This is a genomic window from Flavobacterium dankookense, assembly GCF_004362665.1.
GTDB lineage: Bacteria > Bacteroidota > Bacteroidia > Flavobacteriales > Flavobacteriaceae > Flavobacterium > Flavobacterium dankookense.
On record NZ_SNXR01000011.1, the window covers coordinates 544,059 to 565,785 of the forward strand.

General features: G+C 30.1%; 12 protein-coding genes. 6 read left to right on the top strand and 6 right to left on the bottom strand.

All coding sequences use genetic code 11. The annotated features are described in order from the left end of the window. Nucleotides 1-215: 215 nt before the first annotated feature. The 6 genes from BC748_RS03720 to BC748_RS03745 all read right to left on the bottom strand — a co-directional run bounded on the left by BC748_RS03720 (nucleotide 216) and on the right by BC748_RS03745 (nucleotide 7,572). Nucleotides 216-1,877, bottom strand: a complete 1,662-nt coding sequence (locus tag BC748_RS03720) for an ATP-binding protein (protein WP_133532113.1) — start codon at nucleotides 1,875-1,877, stop codon at nucleotides 216-218. A gap of 63 nt (nucleotides 1,878-1,940) precedes the next feature. Continuing rightward, entirely contained in the window at nucleotides 1,941-4,208 is a 2,268-nt protein-coding gene (locus tag BC748_RS03725; RefSeq protein WP_162846401.1) for a DUF262 domain-containing protein, read from the bottom strand. After that, nucleotides 4,195-5,895 (bottom strand): DUF262 domain-containing protein, encoded by a 1,701-nt coding sequence (locus BC748_RS03730; RefSeq protein ID WP_133532115.1) that lies wholly within the window; start codon nucleotides 5,893-5,895, stop codon nucleotides 4,195-4,197. Before BC748_RS03730 ends, BC748_RS03725 begins: the two co-directional genes overlap by 14 nt. A gap of 12 nt (nucleotides 5,896-5,907) precedes the next feature. After that, nucleotides 5,908-6,381: a 3'-5' exonuclease gene (locus BC748_RS03735; RefSeq protein ID WP_133532116.1), complete on the bottom strand. Its 474-nt coding sequence runs from the start codon at nucleotides 6,379-6,381 to the stop codon at nucleotides 5,908-5,910. Between the two features lie 2 nt (nucleotides 6,382-6,383). After that, nucleotides 6,384-7,274 carry a helix-turn-helix transcriptional regulator gene (locus BC748_RS03740; RefSeq protein WP_133532117.1) on the bottom strand — a complete coding sequence of 297 codons (891 nt, stop codon included), beginning with the start codon at nucleotides 7,272-7,274 and terminating at the stop codon, nucleotides 6,384-6,386. Between the two features lie 106 nt (nucleotides 7,275-7,380). Further along, complete coding sequence (locus BC748_RS03745; protein ID WP_246013994.1) at nucleotides 7,381-7,572, bottom strand: hypothetical protein; 192 nt, start codon at nucleotides 7,570-7,572, stop codon at nucleotides 7,381-7,383. Between the two features lie 642 nt (nucleotides 7,573-8,214). Here BC748_RS03745 and BC748_RS03750 point away from each other — a divergent pair. From BC748_RS03750 to BC748_RS03775, 6 genes are read left to right on the top strand one after another with little or no spacing between them, the layout of a single operon-like run. Continuing rightward, nucleotides 8,215-8,640, top strand: a complete 426-nt coding sequence (locus BC748_RS03750; RefSeq protein ID WP_133532118.1) for a hypothetical protein — start codon at nucleotides 8,215-8,217, stop codon at nucleotides 8,638-8,640. Next, nucleotides 8,630-12,289, top strand: coding sequence for a DUF6079 family protein (locus BC748_RS03755; RefSeq protein WP_133532119.1), 3,660 nt, complete (start codon nucleotides 8,630-8,632; stop codon nucleotides 12,287-12,289). The genes BC748_RS03750 and BC748_RS03755 overlap by 11 nt, the downstream gene beginning before the upstream one ends. Before the next feature lie 6 nt (nucleotides 12,290-12,295). Continuing rightward, on the top strand, nucleotides 12,296-15,988 hold the full coding sequence (locus BC748_RS03760; protein WP_133532120.1) for an ATP-dependent DNA helicase: 3,693 nt from the start codon (nucleotides 12,296-12,298) through the stop codon (nucleotides 15,986-15,988). 42 nt (nucleotides 15,989-16,030) lie between these two features. Further along, nucleotides 16,031-18,703 carry a DNA methyltransferase gene (locus tag BC748_RS03765; RefSeq protein WP_133532121.1) on the top strand — a complete coding sequence of 891 codons (2,673 nt, stop codon included), beginning with the start codon at nucleotides 16,031-16,033 and terminating at the stop codon, nucleotides 18,701-18,703. Nucleotides 18,704-18,715: 12 nt separating this feature from the next. Further along, nucleotides 18,716-19,129, top strand: a complete 414-nt coding sequence (locus tag BC748_RS03770; protein WP_133532122.1) for a hypothetical protein — start codon at nucleotides 18,716-18,718, stop codon at nucleotides 19,127-19,129. A 5-nt stretch (nucleotides 19,130-19,134) separates the two neighbouring features. Beyond that, a complete protein-coding gene (locus BC748_RS03775; protein WP_133532123.1) occupies nucleotides 19,135-21,726 on the top strand; it encodes a DNA methyltransferase in 2,592 nt (863 codons plus the stop codon). Nucleotide 21,727: the final 1 nt, after the last annotated feature.

Genomic DNA, 21,727 nt, shown 5'->3' on the forward strand with positions numbered 1-21,727 from the left:
AAATGAATATAGCCTTATTACTCAAGCACAAAGATTTTTATAAGTGCAACAATATTGAGGTTGAAGAATTTAATAAGTACCTCATAACAATTTTACACTTTCTACGATGTTTCTTTTGTAAAGTTTTAAATATTTGATTTTGTTCTTCAAAGAATGATAGCTATGAGCAAAAGAAATCTGAGAATGATTTTAATAACAATAAGTTTTCAGAATAATTAAAAGCCAATTTTATTAGTTAAATTATTGTTACCCCATTTTTCATTTTCACAGAAATAATAAATTTGATCAAACGAAACAGTACTCCCAAGAACAGCGTCTTCCATTATGCATTTTCTTGAAATATTTTCCATTTCACCTCCTGAAAAATTAAAATTTGTTGCTAAACTAATTGCTTGTTTGTTAGATAAAATTGGAATCTTGCTTTTCCATATTTTAGCAGCATTTTCATTACTTGGTTTTTCAAACTTTATTTTGAATAAAAATCTTCTTTCAAATGCGGCATCTATATTGTCTACTAAATTAGAAGTAGCAAAAAGAATTCCATTAAAGTCCTCAAGTTCTTCTAATAAGATGTTTTGAATTGCATTTTCAGTATCGGCTACAGATGAGGAACCTGCTGCTTTACGTTTTCCAATTATAGCATCTGCTTCATTGAAAAGTAATATCGGACAAATCTTTTCTCTGTCTTTGATTTCATAATAATCAGTAAATACTTTTTTGATCAATTTTTGACTTTCTCCAAACCACATCGATTTAGTTTCTGATATTTCTACTTTAAAAACAGGTCTGTTGAATTGTTTTGCAATTTGATAGACACTTTCGGTTTTACCTGTTCCAGGAGCACCATACAATAATGAGGTCATTCCAATTGGTAAGTTTGAATTACTTAACCTTTTTTGTAAATTAGTAAAACTTTTGTGAGACATACTTTTTAATATAGTATTTAATTGTACTTGTTCAGAGGAATTGTAAAAAAGTTTGGTTTTCTGAATTTTATCTGGATATAATAGCTTCTCACTTTTATTTTCCTTAAAACCAATTTTAATACCTTCAAGTTCTTCTAACATTTTTAGTGCTTTCTGAGTTAATTGAATTTTATGTTTATCTCCAAATTGAGTCTTGTTTTTTTCAACTAAATCCAATTGATTAAGCTTTGTTTTGCCTTCCAAAAAATCAGAAATATATTGATAGCTATCTCTATTTCTATTGGTAAAGTCGTCTACAGTTCCTTGTAAGCTAGATCTGAAATTATTTTCTCCAGCAGCAATGACATCAATAATAACATCAAAAAAAACAAATGAATCAATTAGTTTTAAATTCTCTTGAGCAAAATTCACTAGTTTATATTTGCTATAATCTTCAATTAAGTTTCTTAAATTATACAAGAAAAAATGATATTCAATTTCTCTGTTGTCTTTTTGTTTGCTAAGCTTATCAAGATCTCCTAAAAATTCGATAAAAGAATCTTCTTTTGCAGGAATTTCAATTAAACATTCAGGTATCGGATTGTTACTAATGATGAATTTTAGAAGTTCTGGATTTGTATGATAATCTTCTGCAGCCATTCTATGGTGCTCTTTTCTTAATAGAATATTCTTGTTAACTAGCAAGTTAATATCTAAAGTGTATTGTAAAAACTCGATTTTTTCGAGATTAAAATATTTAATAACCTCAATTAATTCTATTTCATCAATACATGATAAACTTAAAAAACTTGATAGTATAATAGCTTGAATTTCATTTACTTTAAAATAGTTCTCAACTACTTTTATTTCATCTTTTACTACTTCATACTGATCAATTTTTAGCTTAGTATCTTTTGATGTTGCATGAACTTTTTCGATTGCTTTTAGGATGGTTAATTTTTTTGTTTCCATGTTTTATGATTTACTATGGAACAAAATTAAAACGACACACTGTCAAGGTGTGTCGTTGATATGTTAATTTATAATTGCAGTATTAAAAAATGACTTAATTATATCTTCTCGATTTTTAATAAAACTCTCTTTCCCAATTTCGTCTTCTGGCTTAATATTTTTCCAATTATTCCAGCCTGTATTTTCAAAATTGTCATGTGTTTTTATTGATTTGTCATAATAGCCTTTCGTCCATATAAATTGATTGCCAATCATAGAATGATCCTTTTTTCGGTCGAATAAATCAAAAACAATTTCAAAGTCTATTTGCTTTCTTTCATGTATAGCTAACAGGCAATACCATAAGTAACCATTCCAATGATAAAACCCATTGTTATTGACAGAATTAAACTTATTTTCTAAATTGGAATTAAATTGATTAAAGTCAATTTCGTTCTCAAAATTAAGGTCAGTTTCAAAAAACACTTTGGAAGATTGGGAAAAAATATTTCTCACGTACGTTTTTAATAATGATTCCATTTCGACATTATCGTTCAATAATTCCCCCATAACAAAATAAAACCAATTTTGATATATCAAAGCAGTATGCTTTTTATGCCATCTCCTATATTCGAAATATTCTCTACCGAGAGACCATGTTCCCACCCATAAATGGTTTTGCCTGTTGAATCTAATACCTAGGATATTAAAATACCTATTTGGTATCACTTTAATATAGCAATCATAACATTGACGCAGCCTTTCTATATCCAAAGACCGAAGATATTCCAAATCATCACTTGTAAGGTTTATGTTTGGAAATTCTTTATTTAGACTTATAGCATTATTCGGTATCCCTACTTTTCTTTTTAAGAAAACCTGAAACAAAAAGCTTAAATCACCCATAAAGCCTAAATCATCTTCCCAAAACTCAATCAATTCCTTATTTTGTTTCTTTAACCCAAGCTTAAGTAACTCCTCGGTACTGAACCAAATGGACAACGAAACGTTAGCAATCTGTTTAAAGTTTTGCTTGTTTTGTTCTGTATCATATATCAAAAGTTCATCTGTTGTTTCTGAAAATTCAATAATCTCCAGGACATGACGCCAGTCAACATAATTAACTTTCCTTTCTGGCCATAGATTGTCAAAATAATTTTTGCGGATCCTTCTCAAAAACTGTTCAACCTCCGCTTCCTCACTGCTTACTTTTGAAATAAAGCTGAGTAGCGGTAGAATAACATCTTTTATCCGATTCTGTGAAATGGAACGTATATCGACTATGTTTTTTAGCACTTTCTCATTCTCATTATCTTTAGTTATGAATTGCAGTTGCTTTTGAATTTTGGGTTTCTCAATGAGTTTTAAAAATTTTTGAAATCCTTTAAACAAAACATCTATTTCTGACAATAACTTATCATTTACGTTATCCTTTAAAATACGTTTTGATAGTTTAACCAAATCAATATCCTCCTGTTTTTCAATGATTTGCAAACACCACATCATAAAATCATTAACCCCTTTGTCTGCCGTCGATTCTTTCCCGATTATCCTATTTTTCCAAAAGAAAGTTTCGCGTTCTTCCCATTCTTTTGCAAAGCGGTCATTGGTAATGGTTCCTAATAAAATTGGCTTGATGTTTTCCATTGTAGTCAGGCCTTTTCCAGTTGTGTTGATAATGACAAACCTTTCCTCTCCGTGTTTCCTGTCTTCAACATCAAAATACTGAATTTTCAAATCATTAAGAACAAATTTCGAAAATAAATCAATTTCAGTTGTGCTTTTCCCAATTAATTTATCTTCTATTGTTTTTAGTGCTTCCTTAAAACTCTGAATTGTCGGATCCAAATAATATTCATTAAAATGCCACGGTTGCTTTTCAATGTCCTTTACCTTCAAACTAGTATCTTTAATAAAAAACTCATTTACCAAATCCCTAAGAAAAAAAACGCTACTTTCCCTGATAGAATATTGTAAATAAGGTTCATTATCGTCATTTTGTTCAAATTCCGAAATTAGGCATTTTTTTAAAAATGATTTTTCAGTACCCGCCATCCTTGCTAACATTCCGATCAATAAGTAAATCGTTGTAAGCCGCTGTTGCCCATCTGTGAGGTTAATGTGATTAATCGGGTTTTCATAGACATCTATTTTTCCCAAAATTATCTTACCCTTATTCTGCTCTTCCAATAACGTATCGATAAATCCTTCGACGATGTTAGAGTCTTTTCTTTCTCCATATTGTTTGTTACCCCAGCAATAGTCTCTTTGAAAATCAGGTATAACTATTTTTCTATCATCGGTAGAAAATAGTTCCTTTATAGAATATTCGTCGTTTTTAATTGAGCCCATAAATCGTCTTGATGTTAGAAATAATTGTTTTTTTGTTTTTAAGGATGCTTTCGGCATTCCATTCACTCGATGCAAATATTGAGAAGGTGTGTAATAAACTTTTACTTTCAAACTTCAAATCGCTATTGGTTTCAAAATAAGTTTGTTTTTTAGCTTCAAATGGTTTTGCTCCAAAAGAAGAGTTGTCACTTCCATAAAGGAGCACTAAATTGCCAATAGAATGTTCTGAATCATTTTCGTCCATTTTATCACGGTTCAGCCAATGAGGGCCAATGGGTTCTATAAGACCTAAATCAGTATCAACTCCATCTCTGTAATTTTCTCCATCTTTATGATATGCTTTTGATTTGGGGTGGATATGCTCTAATGAACGATTGTTCCAAATATTAAAATTGAATTTCCTTTTTAATATGGTGTCTTGCATTACATTTAGAAGTAATAAGAACCTAAATGCGAATTCATTTCCTTCTCTATTGTATACAAACTTTTTACTAATTAAATCTATGGACTGTTTTGCCTTAACTATCCTAAGTTCAATTTCACCGTCTTTATCCATAGTTCGATTACTGATTTCAAGATGGGTGGCGTTTACTAAGGCATACATGGCATATTCTTTCTGTTTTTCTATTTCTTTTTCGGTTAAGAAATAGGTTATTGCTTTTTCCTTATCCGTTGCTGTCTTTAAGGAGATGCCTAAATAATTGTATGATACCGGATTATTATATAAATCTTCAAAGGACTTTTGCAGCTTCCGTAGCTCTTCGAATGTTTTTTTTGCACTAACGTTATCTACTATGAATTTTGTTTTGAAGTTGTCAAAATCAAATTTCTTACTATCATCACCTAACTTTAAGTTCCAATGAGATACAAGCAGAAAAAATAACGGATGCCTGTTTTCCGTGCCAAAATATTTTTTTACTTCTTCATCATTCCACCAGTATAACCATTTGTCCCAATTATGAGCCAACCGGTTTCGGTCTTCATTAATTTTCCATTCTATACCAATCAACTCTTCATCAGAATACTGTTGTGTTTTCTTGTTTCGCGAAGATTTAATCAATAAGTCAGATTTTATCAATTCCTCGTCTTTCATTACCGCTTTCAATCCGTTCAGTGAAATGAAAGTTGTAATTGCTTTGTTTTCTTCAATTATATTGTATAATAGGCAAACCTGGTTTTTCAAAAACTGTATAAATTTTTCTTTATCATCTATTGCACTGAAGTCTTCCTTTAGTTTTTTCAAAGCCATTTTAAAATAGAAAATATCTTGGGTGTCTTCATCTTCAATTTTTAATTGCTCAGCGTTTTCCAAAAGAAGATTGTTTAGGTAATTATCTGAATCCTTACGGACATCATATACAAGCTTAAAATTAATTGACTTTAAATATTCAATTTCACCAAGAGCGACAAATAATAGATATAAGGTTGTTGTTCGCTGCTGTCCATCAACTAAGATAATTTGATTATTTTTTTCGACAGCCGTGACCGCCTCGATAAAGTACTTTTGGCTGACATCCCGATTGAATGCGTCAATGAGGCTTTTAGAAAAATAATCTAACGAAGACCCTTTTGAAAAATCGCTATTTGGAACTCCCCATTTGTATCCTCTTTGATAATTTGGAATCACAAAATCCCTTTTTTTAAAGTAATTGTCAATGTTTAAAATGTTGTCTGATAATTCACCCATAGTAATGTTTTTTTATTTTTTAAGATGCATTAGAAATAGCGCTGCACAAGCCCTAGCATCGCTCAGTGCATCGTGGTGATTTAATGGAATTTTGTGTTCTTTGCATAAATCAGCTAGGTTGGATTTGTACATTTTATAAGTACAAAACTTGTTGTATTCAGGTGTTGATAAACCATAATACTCTAAAGTATTGGATAATACTGGAAAGTCAAAACTAAAACCATTGTGTGCAATTACATTTTGATTTGTAATAAAAGGTTCAATTTGATGCCAAACTGCCGCAAAAGTAGGAGCATGCCTAGTATCGCTTGCACTGATGCCGTGAATATCTGTAAAGCGACTCCAGTAATAATTATTGGGTGGTTGCACTAAAATATCCAACTCGTTTGTGATGATGCCGTTTTCCACTCTGATTAATCCTACTTGGCAAATGCTCCATCGGTAGCCTTGGGCCGTTTCAAAATCTATTGCGGTGAATGTTTTCATAATTATTGGTACAAATTTAGCATAGTTACTATTTTGTTTTTTACGGATTCCCGTAATGATGTTGGTTCTTCTATTATTACATTTTCTCCATACTTCATTATTTCCATGATAAAATCATTGGTAGGATGCATAAAATATTCAAATTTGCAACTATTGGCAGTTTCAAAAATAATATTTTGAGAGTGATGTAGCGGTAAGGACTTGATGTATTGTGCCTGAAAAGAATTAAAATTTAAAACTATTCTAGTTGCTGGTTCATAAGTTTCAATTCCAAATGCATGTTGATAATAAGTCGTTGCATTGTAATCAACTGGTTTGAATTTTAAATTTGTTATTTCTAGTGTTTGAATACGATCTAAACCGAAGTTTCTGAAATCTTTCTTAACGGTTTCAAAACAAATCAAATACCATCGATTACTTGATTCCTTAATTGCAATGGGTTGTAGCTTTCTAATTTCAGGTAATTCTTTCCAATAACTTTGGTGTTTGATAATGATTTCCAAGTTATTATCAATAGCATACAACAAGCCATGCATGTGTTCGGTGCCTTTTTTAGCTCTTTTTTCTAAAAGTAATTTAGAAGAAACATGATTAGAAAAGTTTAAAGCATTCAATGTTTCAAATGCTTCTATGATGCGTTCAAATGGTTTTTCTTCAGTTTCATCAGTAATTTCGTACCAACCTTCTTTTTTATTGTATTTAATTTCAATACCATAAATAGAATATATATCTTTAATATCACGCTGGAAGGTACGTTGTGAAATATCAAATTTATCGCCTGAAATATCTTGTTCTTTCAATAGATAGTTATGTAGTTCCTCGAAAGTAGATTGTTTTGTTTTTAATCTTTTTACAATTAATAAGTGTCTTAAGATATATTCACGTTTTGCCATGTGGTATTAATTTTTATCAAATGTAACCATGTGTAACGACAAAACGTGTCGTTATTAAAGATTTGTTGAATTGAAAAATGTTTTTACCCATCGGGCAGCTTGCTTACTATTTTAGTAGTTCAAGGTATTGGAGTTTTCTCTCTAGAACATGGTCTTCCATAAGTTTTAAGAAATCATCTTGTTTACCTAACATACGCAGGAAATTGAAATAGGTTCCCATTGCCATACTTGTTTTTCCATGTTCAATTAAATGCAATATTGACTGAGAAATATCGGCTCTTTCTGGTACTTGAATCATAGTGAGTTTTCGTATTTTACGAGCTATCTTGATATTTTTGACATTTGTTCTAAAATCTTTTTTATACATTATATTACTTCAATCTATTCCATTTTCAGTGGGTAACCAAAAAAAAACACAAACATTTTTAATTTTTTTTCTTTCAATAATTTTGGGCAACATTAGAACAATTAAGAGCAATAAAATAAAAACTTTAGTTTTGTTTGCACTCAAAAAGTCATATAAATCAGTTTTTTACAAACTAAAAAAATAAAATATCTTTTTTCCAAAAATAGGGTACCAACGTTAATCTATTTTTTTTGCAATAAATTTCTTCTTTTTTCATCCTTTTACGGTTTTCCTCATTTTTCTTTCCATTGCTTTTTTATATATTTACGCTTTAAAATTAAAATAGGCCACAGCATTTGTCTGTAAGAATTTAGTCATACAGACAAATGCTGCTATTTTATTGTGAAATATGGAAAGGAAAAAATTATTTATATAGTAGCCTATGATAAACATTTCAAATCTATCTTTTGAATTAGATGTATTTAGAATTAGATTTTTTCTAGCTAGTTAAATATTGAGGAAGGTATATCGAAAAGCATTATTTATTAATTGAAATATTAAAATAAAAATTTATTTCAAAAATAAAAAATTAGTATGGAAATTAAAATAATAGATTATTTGAAATCTAATTCTAGAAATAAAATTGTAATTCATAGAAATCCAATTGATATTTTAAACCCTATTGATATTGGTCTTGAGTTAGCAAAACAAATTGAAGTTTTAACTAATGATAATAGATTTACATTAAAAGCAAAATCAATTTTAGACGAATTAATTAGTCACTCAATTTATAGAAATCATCAATTTGGTGATACAATTTCAATTAAAAATGTAGGGATTCTTTTTGAACCAAGTTTAAAATTTGACTTCTATAGTTTTATTGATAATTTATCAAAAACAAATTGCCTGTTTATACAATGGGATGGGGAAACCGACAAAGAGAATTTATACTTTTTGACAAAATCAAATGGTATAAAAATTAACATAAAGAACTTAAGCAATATACAATATGAAATATAAAGAACTTTTAAATTTTGAACCTATTACAGAGGTTGTGAAATTTAGTAGAACTAATGATGTCGAATATCAAAAATCTTTGATTAAAACATTTGTTTTTTCAAAGGCCTTTAGTGAAAATTTAATTCCATTGATTGAAAAAAATCTAAATTTCACCAATAAACAAGAATCTTTTGGGTTACAAATTGTTGGTAATTATGGTACTGGTAAATCGCATTTAATGTCACTAATTTCTTTGATTGCTGAGAACAAAGATTTAATTGAACTAATTACTCATGAAAAACCAAAAAAAGAACTTACTAAAATTGCTGGTAAATTCAAGGTTTTACGATTTGAATTAGGGAATAAAGAAAGTCTTTGGGAAGTCGTTTCTTTTAAAATTGAGGAATATCTCTCTAAGATTGGTATTGACTTTTCTTTTGATGGTCATGGTCCAATATCTTACTTTGAAAAAATTCAGTTAATGATGGCTGATTTTGAAGAAAAATATCCTGATAAAGGATTTATGATAGTTATTGATGAGATGCTAGCTTACCTTAAAGGAAGAAGTACTGCTGATAAATTAAATAGTGATTTGCAAGTTCTACAAGCTCTTGGACAAGCATGTGATACATCAAAATTCAAATTTGTGTTTGGTGTTCAAGAAATGATATATCAATCTTCAGAATTCCAGTTCGCTGCAAAAATGCTTCAAAAAGTAAATGATAGATATAAAGATATCATTATTACTAAAGAGGATGTAGCATTTATTGTCAAAAATAGGTTACTTAAAAAAGACGAACATCAAAAACAAAAAATAAAAAACCATCTTGAAAGGTTTTTAAAATATTTTACAGATTTACACGCAAAAACTCAAGATTATGTAGAACTGTTTCCAGTGCATCCATCTTACTTTGAAAATTTTGAAAAAATAAGAATTGGTAAAAGTCAAAGGGAAATTCTTAAAACACTTTCCAATCAATTTTTGGAAATATTAGAAACTGAGGTTCCAACTGATAATCCTGGTTTATTGACATATGATAATTATTGGAAAGACATACAAAATGATCAATCAATGATGGCTATCCCAGATATCAGAAGAGTAAAAGAAGTTACTGATACTGTGAAAGATAAGATTGATACATATTTTACTGGTGCTCGTGATGGTAAAAAAGAAATTGCTGAAAGAATTACAAACGCTTGTGCTATTAGAATTCTTCAACATGATTTAAATAGACAGAACGGTACTAATACTGAACATTTGGTTGATGATTTATGTTTAACTGATAAACTAGCTACGGATAGAGATTTTCTTATTGACATAATGGATTCTACTGCTAAACAAATCATTACGGCTACTTCTGGTCAATATTTTGATAAGAATGCGGAAAATCAAGAGTATCATCTAAGAATTGAAGGCGGCGTTAATTTTGATCAAAAAATAAAAGATTATGCTGCTTCAATGGATGATTCTCAAAAGGATGAATATTTTTATAAATTCCTTGAGATAAACATGACTTTAGACCATGATACTTATAGATCAGGTTTTAAAATTTGGGAACACGCAATTGAATGGAAAAGTCATAAAAGCTATCGTGATGGCTATATTTTCTTTGGTAATCCAAATGAAAAATCAACAACTCAACCAAAGCAACATTTCTACATGTATTTCATGCCCATTTTTGATGATACTAAGAAAAAGAGAAATCATGATAGGGATGAAGTATATTTTATAATGGATGATTTATCGGATGATTTTAAAAATGCTATTTCATTATATGCAGCAGCTTTTGCTTTAGAAGGAAATTCAGATACTACACAAAAAGCCATATATAGACAAAAAATAGAAGAGCTTAATAAAAAAGCAAGAACATTTTTTGACAATGAATTTATTCAAATTACTAAGGTTGATTATATGGGTAAAGAGTTACCATTAAGTGGATATACTTTGCCAGGAAAAGGTGCCTCTAAAGAACAAATCTTCTCTGATGTAACTTCATTCGTCTTAGAAAATTGGTTCAAAGAAGAAAACCCTAGTTATCCTAACTTTAGTCAACTAAACTCTCCAATTACGAAGGACAATTTTCATCGTTTAATAAAACAAGCTTTATTAAAAATCGAGAAACAAGATCAAGCCAATAGAGATGGCGAAGGTATTCTTTCAGGATTAGGGTTATGGGTGCCCGGTAGATTAGATATAAGTCATTCTGAATATGCCCAAAATATAATTAAATTACTACTCGATAAAGGAACTGGCATGGTTTTAAATCGTGATGAAATTTTAGAATGTATTCATGTTGAATCAAAATTATGGGTGTCAAAAGATTTCAAAATTGAAGCGGAATTAGAATTTTTGGTTTTAGCTTGTCTTACGGCTTTAGGTGATATTGAAATTACACTTTCTTCTGGTAAAACTATAAATTCAACAAATCTAAACGAATTAAAAGATATTTCTGTTGAAGATTATTTTGGTTTTGCACACATCAAACACCCTAAAGGTGTTAATGAAGCTGCATTAAAAGCAATGTTTCTAGGTCTACTAGGAAAAGATTTAAGCAAGCATTTAAAAGATGATAATACTTATATAGAATTAGGAAGAAAAGCTTCAGAATGGGCTCAAAAAACTGTTACCGTTAATAGTAAAATTCAAGGAGGTTATACTTTCAAAGGAGTTGAGATTATTTCTGAAAATGAAGCTCGTAATCTGAATATCAAATTCACTGGATTTTCTGGATTTTGTGATAAACTTAAAACGTACAATTCTGAATCAAGGATTAAGAACTTTCAATTCACTTTAGACGAAGTAAACCTTATTTTAGAATCAAAACCATTAGTAGAAAAAGTAGAAAAACAATTAGATGAGCTAAAAGCATTTGATGACGTTATAACTTACTTAAATTTAAGTTTACAATTTATCGCTGATAAAGATTTAAAAGATAAAATTAACCTAGCAATTGAAAAGTTATCTGATATTATTGGTACTGGGGATGACGCTATTATTTCTAATTACAAAAAAGAACTTCAGGATTTAAAAACCAAATATGCTAAATATTATTTGGAACAGTATTTAAAATACCGTATTAGTGAAAATGACAATACACTGAAACAAGCAGTTTTAGACAGTAATGAAAAAGTAATTAATGATATTTTAAAAGAAGCTGATTTTTTACCATCGGCTCAATACTCTCAATTGTTAAATAAAATTGACAAACTAAAACCAGCAGATTCAAAAGTAAATATGGATGCAATTCTGGAAAAAACATATCATGATTTTAATCCTTTAGATTATATTGATCAAGGAACATCTTCAATTCAAGATTTAAAACTGGAATTAAAAGAAATTTTTAATAATTGGGTAGTAGCGCTTAAGGAAATACTTGACGACCCAATAGTTCAAAAGAATATTATTCTCTTAGACAAAAATAAAAATACACTATTAGAAAATTTCAAAAAAGATAAAGTTCAGATTGAAAAAAGCAACGCTTTATCCATTAGAAATGCCATAATGGAATTACACAAAGGGCTTGAAAAAGTGGAATTAAATTCTGATAGTTTAAAAACGGCATTCAGTAAACCATTAAGTCCAGACGAAGCAATTGTCGCATTCAAAAGCTATATTGACGAAGTGTGTAGAGGAAAAGAGAGAGATAAAATTAGAATTATACTAAAATAAAAAGGCATGCTTAAACCAAAACATATTTCTGCTAGATTAACTTGGCATGCTGATGGTTGGAATGGTAAAATATGCCAAGATCCCGAGGCAAATACCTATTGTACAGGTCAATATTCTTATCCTGGTGGTATGTATGAAAAAAAGCCTTTGCAAGAATTGGAAGCAAAAAAATATGCTGGTTGTTCTTGTAGTAAAATATCTGATGACTATATACCACCATGTTGTTTTAGTAATAATGCATTTGGTACTGATACTACTGTGGCAGAAGTAAATTCTCCAGAATGGTACACAAATAATGAAATAAAAAAATATGAATTACCTCCAAATACTATAAGTATTTGGCCATATGAAGAAATGTATTTTGAAGATGATAAAAATGCAGATGGGACATTTAATTATGAGAATAGAATAAACAATGTAAAAGCTTTTATGAAAGAAGTTAAAGAAGACACCTCTTTAATTTTTTACTATAGCAATTATAGCAATCCACTTTCAGGTGAGGATGACAAAAAATATGTAATAGTTGGTTTTGGTCGTGTAAAAACGATTCATCCCTATATGGATTATGATTTAGCTACTGATGAAGAAAGAAAACGCTATGCAGGGGCTTTTGTATGGCAGATACCAATTACTTCAAACTATCCTGAGGAAGGATTTAGAATACCATATCATAAATACAAAGACCAACCAGAAATCTTAGATAAAATTGCTTTTTTTCCTGAAAACTCAAGAAATTTTAAATATGCAATGCGCCATGTTTCTGATGATGATGCACTAGAAGTTGTTGAAAGAGCACTTGAAATTGTTGACATTCTTCAAAACGAATTACAAGATACTTCTGAAGATTGGGAAGCAAGAAAAAAATGGTTGCACCAAGTGGTTGCAGAATTATGGCTAAATAGAGGTAAATATCCTGGTATGCCTCAAGTACTGAATTATTTAGACTTACCTGAGCTAAATGAATATTTTAAAAGAGAAACAAATGCAGACAGGGAAGAACAAGCTTTTCAAGACATTAAAAATTTCCTTTTAAATGGATATCCAATTGAAGGTATTAACATAGATGAAATAAGATTAGGAAATGTCAAAGACGAATTGGCAACAAAAGATGAAGAGGAAATCAATTTCATTCTAGATGTCCTTCCACGATTTGAAATAGAAGAATCTAATAGATTAAAACAAATTACACAAATTATTTCAGAAGACAGACAACAAAATGGTCTTGAATATGATATTAGTGCTTTAGTAAAAAATCCATATTTACTTTGTGAAAATTATGCGGGTAATGGTCCAGATGACCAAATCACTTTTGCGAAAATTGATCATGGTATGTTACCATCTCTTGATTTAGGATTGAAACCATTAACTACTAGAGGTAGTGATATTCGTTTCAGAGCACTATGTGTAAACAATTTAAAACAAATTGCTCCGCATACTTTTACTGCAGCCGAAGTAATTTTACAAAAAATCAATAAATATCTTTCTTTTCTTAGTGATTGGAGACAATTCGATTTTAAGTTAAAAAATTTCAGTTCATACAAAAACACTTTGATTGAAACCATTGTGCTTCGTAATGATGCCGACAACAATCTATTTTTGTATTTAAAAACAGTATATGAAGATGAAAGGCTAATTGAAGAAAAAATTCGTGACCTAACTAAAAGACAAATCGGAAATTTTAAAAGTCCAGTAACCGATAAAAATTGGCAAAACTTCCTTTATGATAGCAAATCTAAAATAGCAGAATTAAACCCAAATGAATACCAGGAAGCAGTAAAGGCACAAGCTGAAGTTTGCCAAAAAATATTTGATAAAGGATTAAGTGTGATTTGTGGTGGTGCTGGAACAGGTAAAACAACAGTAGTTAAATCTATTATTTCTGGTATTGAAAAAGCACACGGTATTGGTACTTCCTTTCTTTTATTAGCACCTACAGGCAAAGCTGCTGATAGACTGAGAGAACGTTCAGGAAAAGAGGCCAAAACTATTCATTCATTCCTTTCAGAGAGAGGTTGGATGAATGATAATTTTACTTACAAGCGTAAAGGTGGTAAACTAGAAGAAAATATTCGGATATTTATTATTGATGAATCATCAATGATAGACCAATCGTTAATGGCGACACTTTTTAGAGCAATCAATTGGCAAACAGTCCAACGTATCATTTTCGTTGGCGACCCTAACCAGCTTCCACCAATCGGATATGGAAAAGTGTTTGCCGATATAATAAAATGGATTCCAGAGGAAAACAAAGGAGAATTAAAAGAAAATCTCAGACAAAGAGAAAATAAATTGGAAGGACGCGGAACAGGAATACTAGATCTTGCATCAATTTTCATTCAAGACGATTTTAGTGACCTTGATTTAAAAGAAACAGCCACAAACAAGGCAAAGCAAACAGAGTTATTAAAACAAATTCAAGAATTAGATTTTACAGAGGAGTTAAAAGACATTGAAGTGCATTTCTGGGATAACGAGAAAGAACTTAATGAGCTTATGTTTAACACTTTGGTTAGAGATTTAGAAGCTGAACATGATTTAAAATACAATGAAGAAGCCTACTGGGAATTATTAGGAAAGACTTTTGAAGACCCAGAAGATACTAAAGGCAAAAAAGCCAACAAATTTCAGGTTATTTCTCCTTACCGTTCTGAGTTATTTGGTACAGATGCACTAAATACATTTTTTCAAAGTAAACTTAATAAGCGCAATTTCGAAAAGCAGAACTTTTTAGATGGGATAAGTATTTATGACAAAGTTATTCAATACAGAAACAGGCCTAAGTCTAATCCTATTTTTGCCTATGTACCTGGTGAAGGAAATGTAAAAATTAACATCTATAATGGGGAATTGGGTTTTACACGACCTCATGGTTTTGATACAAAAAAATTTTATGACAATTCGGTCAACCGATGGTATCAGCAAAAGTTTTTGGCACCTTCTTTTCGTGCTCAAAGATTTGTATTAAACCTCGAAGGTAGAAATGCTCATATTCCGTTTGGAAAAGATATTGGAACGTATCAAACAGCTAAAGGATATACCTATAATTTACCACAAGAAAAACCAATAGATAATTTAGAATTGGCTTATGCCATATCAGTACACAAATCGCAAGGAAGTGAATTTGATCACGTATTTTTAGTATTACCAAAAAACAAAAAAACATTACTTTCAAAAGAATTAATATATACAGCAGTTACGCGTGCCAAAACAAAACTGACTGTTTTTGCAGAACAAGACATAAGCGCTTTTCTTCAATTAACAAGACCTGAAGCAAATAGATTAGCAAAGATTAATGCCAGTTTATTTGAGTTCAAACCAATTCCAAAAGAATTACTGGTAATGAGTGATTGGTATGAAGAAGGTAAAATTCATCAAACAATTTCGGAGTATATGGTACGTTCTAAATCAGAAGTGATTATTGCCAATATGCTTACTGAAAGAACAGTGCCATTTTGGTATGAGAAGCCACTATTCGCATCCGATGGAAGTTTTTATTTACCAGATTTTACAGTAATGTTTGCGGGTGAAACCTATTATCTAGAACATGTAGGAAGGTTAGATTTACCAGATTATAAAGCACATTGGGAGAAAAAAGTAAAATGGTACCAAAAAAACTTCCCAAATCGTTTATTAACTACCTATGAAACCGCAACTCTCAGCAATGACATAGATAAGATAATAAAAGAATTAAGCTAATAATTAGAAGTTAAATAGTAATCTAAAAATTAAACATATACTATGTTTCAAGATACAACCCAAAACCAAACTATAACTGTTTTAGGAAAAACTTTCAATACTGAAGAAGAACGCAGAAAATACTTTCGCGAAGAATTGCGCAAACAGCTTCCAGAGTTAAAGCAAATGGAAGGCTTTCCTATTGGCGAAGACGAAGACATCCTTAATCTTTCAGACCCTCCATTTTATACGGCTTGCCCAAATCCTTGGCTCAATGATTTTATAGCTGAATGGGAAATTGAAAAGAACGAACTAGAGAAAAATGGAAAAAGAAGTACTGGTTATGAAGTTGTTGAGCCTTATGCTACTGATGTAAGTGAAGGAAAAAACGAACCAATTTATAATGCTCATTCATATCATACTAAAGTACCTCACAAGGCAATCATGAGATATTTGTTTCACTACACGAAACCTGGTGATTTTGTTTATGATGGGTTTTCAGGATCCGGTATGACTGGTATTGCTGCAAATAAATGTGGTGATATCAAAGAATTACTTTCAATGGGGCTCATAGTTAATAATAAAAATGAGATTATAAATTCTAATAATAAAATTGGACTTTTTGGTTCAAGAAATTGTATAATAAGTGATTTATCTCCAGCTGCTACTAATTTGGGTTACAACAACAATAATAGTTTAGATATTTTAAACTTTGATAAGATAGCTAAAAATCTCATAAAAGAAGCTAGAAAAGAATTCAGTTGGATGTTTACAACGTTAGATCCTATAACTAGAAAAGAAGCCGAAGTTGAATATTTTATATGGAGTGAAATTTCTACTTGTGAAGAATGTGGCAACAATTTAAATTTTTCAGAGATTGCATTTGAAAACGACTTGAAGAATTTAAAAAAAATAATTAAATGCCCTTCCTGCGATGTAGTAATTAATAAAAGAAATCTTAAGCCTCAATATGTTTCAAAGTATGATAGCATAATTGATAAAGTAATACAAGTTCCATCCAGAGAACTAATATTAATTTGCTTTAAAAGAAATAAAATTAAAATATATAAAAAGCCTGATGAAAATGATTTTAAAAGGCTGATCAAAATTGATGAATTATCGAAACCCAATATCCCAACAAAAGAAATTCCCGATATGCAGATGATGAGAGTTGGTAGGATGAAATCTTCAAATATAACTCACACACATCAATTTTATTTCGAGAGGATGAAACATATCTTATCTTTTTTATGGGATAAGGCAGAAAAAATACCTCAAAAAAAAGAAAAGGAACTTATAAAATATTGGTTAGATAGTCATTTTGTAAATCTTTCATATAGAAATCGATATAGACCTAATGTTTCTTTTCCCTACAATCCTATGACGGGTGTTTTTTATATCCCAATGATGTCTTCAGAAGCAAATCCTTTTGTTGCCTATGAAAATAAATTAAAAAGAATTGCATTAGCATTTGCAAATTCCAAGGATAATGGAAGTATAATTTTATCATCAACAAACTCGGCGTCAAATACAATTATTAAAAATAATTCGATTGATTATATTTTTACTGACCCACCTTTCGGTGAAAATATATATTATTCAGATCTTAATTATTTCATTGAATCATGGCAAAAGGTTTTTACAAATACTAATCCAGAAGCAATTGTTGATAAAGTTAAAAAGAAAGGGGAGCTCGAGTACAATAAACTAATTGAAAACTGTTTCAAAGAATATTACCGTGTTTTAAAACCAGGTAAATGGATGACTGTCGTTTTTTCTAATACAAAAGCATCAATTTGGAATGGGATACAGTTGTCATTATCTAATGCTGGATTTGTAACGTCAAATGTTTCTGCTTTAGATAAACAACAAGGTACTTTTCAGGCAGTTAATACAACAACTGCAGTTCAACAAGATTTAGTTATTTCTTGCTATAAACCATCTTCTGAATTTGATGAAAAATTCAAGTTACATAATAAATTAGATATTGCAATTTGGGATTTTGTAGAGGAACATTTAAATCACCTTCCAATTCATTTAATAAAGGAAAATGCTACGGCAGGAATTATTGAACGTAGTCCTAAAATTTTATTTGATAGATTAATATCATTTTATTTACAAAAAGGATTACCTGTTCCAATTGATGCTGGTAAATTTCAACAAGGCTTAAGAGAAAGATTTATTGAAAGAGATGGAATGTATTTTACTGATAGTCAAATTCATAAATACGATAAAAAGAAAGCCGAAATTCCAAATTTTGTTCAATTAAATATATTTGTAGCAAATGAGCAAGACAGTATTTATTGGCTTCGAAATCTTTTAGAGCAAGAAAATAAAACAGAGCAAGACATACATCCACTTTGGATGAAAGAAGTTGCTTCTAATATGCGAAGTGGAGATATTCTTCCGGAGATGCGAACTATCTTAGAAGAAAACTTTCTGAAAGATAATACAGGTAAATGGTATATTCCAAATCCTGAGAGCGAGATTGATTTAGAAAAAATGCGTTCTAAACGTTTACTTAAACAATTTGAAACTTATAAATCAGAAGCGCTTAAACCCAAAAGTAAACTAAAAGAAGTTCGTGTTGAAGCATTACGTGCTGGTTTCAAACAATGTTATCAAGACAAAGACTTCAAAACCATTGTAATTATTGGTGATAGAATTCCAAACAATCTATTAATGGAAGACGAAGTATTGTTGCAGTTTTATGACATAGCAAGTTCAAGAGTTTAATAAAAGAAAAAAATGATGGATAAGGACAAATTTGCACCAAGAGTTGATAATACAAAGACTGAAAAGACAGGAGAACGAAATTCAGATTACAGTTTATGGCATAGAAGTTTAGGAGCTGATTACTTGGCAATAGATATTGATTGGGTTGAGTATAGAAAAGATAGAGGTATCGTTGGTTTTTTAGCCGTTACGGGTAAATGTGTTGATGAAAATCACATTATTAATTCCAAAAGATTTATTTGGGAGCGTACCTCATTAGAACGTAAAATATTGTCAACACTCTCAAAAGCAATGAATGTACCATCATATTTCGTCATTCATAATAATGATTTATCAATTTTCCATGTTCATGACTTAAGTAAAGATCTAAAAGAATTCACTATAATGAATCAAGAAACTTATGGCAGTTTTATAAAAAAATTATAAATAAAATGGGGAGTGATTTAAAAACTATAACAAATATTTTTGGAAAAGAATTTAACTCTGAAATTGAAAGAAAGAAATATTTCAGAGAGGAACTTCGAAAAAAATTATCCGAATTAAAATTATTAGATGGATTTCCTATTGGGAGTGATGAAGACATTCTAAATCTTTCTGATCCACCATTCTATACAGCCTGTCCAAATCCATGGATTAATGATTTCATTAAGGAATGGGAAATGGAAAAACAACTATTGGAAGAACAGGGAAATAGAAGCAGTGATTTTATAATTGATGAACCATATGCTTTTAACATAAGTGAAGGTAAAAACAATCCGGTTTACATGGCGCATAGTTATCATACTAAAGTACCACATCCTGCAATCATGAGATATATTTTACATTATACGCAACCAGGTGATGTAATTTTTGATGGTTTTGCAGGTACAGGTATGACAGGAGTAGCTGCTTCTATTTGTGCTAATCCAGATGCTGAATTAAAACACAGTATAGAATTAGAAAATAATAATGTTGTTTGGGGTAAACGTAATGCAATTTGTAATGATTTAAGCCCAGTAGCAAGCTTTATTGCCTACAATTATAATAATTCATTAATTCAGAAAAATATTGAAGAGCTAGAGAAGACGATTGACAAAATCGAAAAGGAATTCTCTTGGTTATACAAAACAAAACATTTCGATAATAAAAGTTACGGTATTATTAATAATGTAATATGGAGTGAAATATACAATTGTACTAATTGCAATCATTCATTTACATTTTGGGAAGCTGCTGTAGATAGAAATTCAAATGCAATATTAAACGAATTTAAATGTACTCATTGCGATAGTAGCTATCAAAAAAGTAATATTACGCCGGAGTCTGAAACAGTCTTCAACCACGAAACCCAAGAATCAGTAACAAAATTAAAACTGCAACCTGTTTTAATAAACTATACTTTAAGCGGTAAGAGATATGAAAAAATTCCAGATGAAGAAGATTTAATTTTATTAGAACAAATTAAAAATATTAAAGTAAATAATAATGATTTGCACACCATTTATGGTGGTGATGAAATTGGTAGACTTTCAAAGCATGGCATAGATAATATTCGAGAATTGATTTTCAGACGTTCTAGAATAGTTTTTGATGCCTTACAAAAAGAAATGGGTTTTGACATTACATTTCTAATAACGGCATCTGCACAAAACAGTTCCCTTTTATACAGATTTAGACTAAACGGTAAAGGTGGTACAACATCAGGTACTTATTATATATGTTCAACACCACAAGAAAACAATGTTTTTAATTCTTTGAAGGCTAAGTTTAGAGATATTAAAAAAGCATTTAAACTTATAAAAACGGAACAGCTAGTTTCAACTGGTTCTGCTACTAATAATCCAATAGAAGATAATTCTATTGATTATATTTTTACAGATCCTCCTTTTGGTGCAAATTTGATGTACTCCGAATTAAATCTTATAATGGAAACCTGGTTAGGAGTTATTACAAATTCGAATAGTGAAGCAATTGCTAATAAATTCCAAAATAAAAATCTTTATGCTTATCAAGAATTGATGCACGCTTCTTTCAAAGAGTATCATAGAATCTTGAAACCTGGGAAATGGATGACCGTAGAGTTTAGTAATACAAGTGCAGCTGTTTGGAATTCTATTCAAACATCACTTCAAAATGCAGGTTTTGTCATTGCAAATGTGACAGATTTGGACAAAAAACAAGTCAGTTTTAAAGCAATCACAACTGCAACTGCTGTAAAACAAGACTTAGCAATTTCCTGCTATAAGCCTTCAGATAATTTTGATAAAAAATTTAGAGAAAATCAAAATTCAAATATTGGAGTTTGGGATTTTATAGAGGAACATTTACAACATTTGCCAGTGCATGTTTTAATCGACAAAGCAACTTTAGGAATAGTTGAAAGAACACCAAAAATTTTGTTTGATAGGTTAATTGCTTTCTACGTACAACGAAGTCTACCAGTTCCAATCGATTCGGGTGTTTTCCAGCAAGGATTAAGAGAACGTTTCATAGAAAGAGATGGTATGTTTTTTACAAATGAGCAAGTACAAGAATTTGATAATAAAAAAGCAGAAAATCCAGACTTTATTCAAATGAGTCTTTTTGTTAATAATGAACAAGACAGTATTTTTTGGTTAAGAAATTTATTGGGTAAAGCACCTAAGACTGAATCTGAGTTGCATCCACTATGGATGAAAGAAGTCGTTAGTAATATCCGTAAAGGTGATGTATTGCCTGAAATGCGAATTATTTTAGAAGAAAATTTTCTTAAACAAGATAATGGGAAATGGATAGTTCCTGATATGACAAATGAAATACAATTAGAAAAAATAAAAGTAGTAAGACATTTAAAACTCTTTGAAACATATAAAAATGAAGCTATAAAACCAAAAGCAAAATTAAGGGAAGTAAGAGTTGAAGCTTTAAGGACGGGTTTCAAACAATGCTACCAAGACAAAGACTTCAAATCAATTGTAAACATTGGAGATAGAATACCAAACAATCTATTGATGGAAGACGAAGTGTTGTTACAGTTTTATGATATTGCAAGCTCAAGAATTTAAG